Raw genomic sequence first — 1401 nt, forward strand, 5'->3', positions numbered from 1 at the left:
CTGATAAATAATCCTTTAGGCAGAGCGAAAATAATAAACAAATAAGCCTTAAGGTATTCAATTAGGTGTAACGTTTAGTTTGATGAGCTATTTAATGTTGCTCTTCAATGACATTAATATCTCTCTAATCGCAGGCTGATAATAGTGAATTGATGCTGATGAATGACGTTTTTCTGCCGACGTGCCGATAATTTTAATTTTGACTCTAAATACGCTATTTATATTGATGCTTCTAACTACAAAAAATTACATGTTGACGATATGAATTTTTTGTTAAAGTTATGACTTTGCGAAAACACTGAAAAATCCTTGTTGAGCAAAATATTACTTCAATAATTGTCTTCAATAATTATCGTGGATATCACATTATGTAGATAATCTGGTTGAATATCACATTTCTAATTGCGATGCCTTGGTGTTTATTTATCTATTGAGTAAATATGAGGGGTACAACGAGGAGGTACGAACATGTGTCAACGTGTTATCGCAAATACACCAAAGTTCCTTATGTTTGATTTACAAAAAGTAGAAGAAACAGAACATATGATCTTTGGTGCGGACTATATACTGATCCGTCCAAGAACCCCAGGGTGTACGCTCCATTTGGCGAATACTCACTATCGGTTAAGGGCCTTCCAATTGGTGCTTTTAGCACCATTTAACCCATTCAGGCTAACTTTGGAATCAAACCATCAAGCGGGCATAACAGATTGTGATGTATTACACTTTCGTTTAAATGCACTGGGACAGACGTTTGTCGATAGCGTACAGTTTAAAACGATTAAAACTATGCTAGATGAGTCAAAGCGAGGGTTGTTGTTCGAAGGGATTCATAATAATACGATTCATGCTTTGCTCAACCATATGGAAAATACCTTTGATTTCTCTCAGGTATTGAATCTACTCGGACTATTAGAAAAGCTATCGCAACTTTCACCGCAACGCTATCTTATTGATAATTCATTTGAAGTTAGCAATATTAAGCGAACAGAAACCCGCGTTCAAATGGTCCAAGATTACATAGCTGAAAATTTGGCAGAAACACTTTCTGTTACTATGTTAGCAGATAAACTCCATATGGCAGACAGTACGTTTTCTCGATTTTTCCATGCAAATTTAGGAATTACATTTCGACAATATTTAATAGAACAACGTGTACGTCAAGCGGCTCGTTATTTAGTCTCGACTGATTGGACAATTGCGCGTATTGGATCTGAAGTTGGTTTTTCATCACTTTCTAATTTCAATGCTAAATTTAAATGTTTACTGCGTGTGACACCAAGAGAGTATCGTTCTAACCATGTAGATATGCGGGAAAATATAGAAAGTAGTAAAGCTATTGAAGGGCAGTTACAAAAACAATTAGCATGTCTCTAAAACACATCAGACGCTGCCGACGAA

Annotated in this window: 1 protein-coding gene; it reads left to right on the forward strand. The window is 35.8% G+C overall.

What is annotated here, in order from left to right:
- Positions 1–468 precede the first annotated feature (468 nt).
- Complete coding sequence (locus tag ASV53_RS24025; protein WP_094958993.1) at positions 469–1377, forward strand: AraC family transcriptional regulator; 909 nt, start codon at positions 469–471, stop codon at positions 1375–1377.
- Positions 1378–1401 lie beyond the last annotated feature (24 nt).

The organism is Photobacterium sanguinicancri (assembly GCF_002265265.1).
GTDB lineage: Bacteria > Pseudomonadota > Gammaproteobacteria > Enterobacterales > Vibrionaceae > Photobacterium > Photobacterium sanguinicancri.

What these genes read in the sequence shown, in the direction of transcription:
- ASV53_RS24025 (WP_094958993.1), top strand. Translation starts at nt 469, where the DNA reads ATGTGTCAACGTGTTATCGCAAATACACCAAAGTTCCTTATGTTTGAT.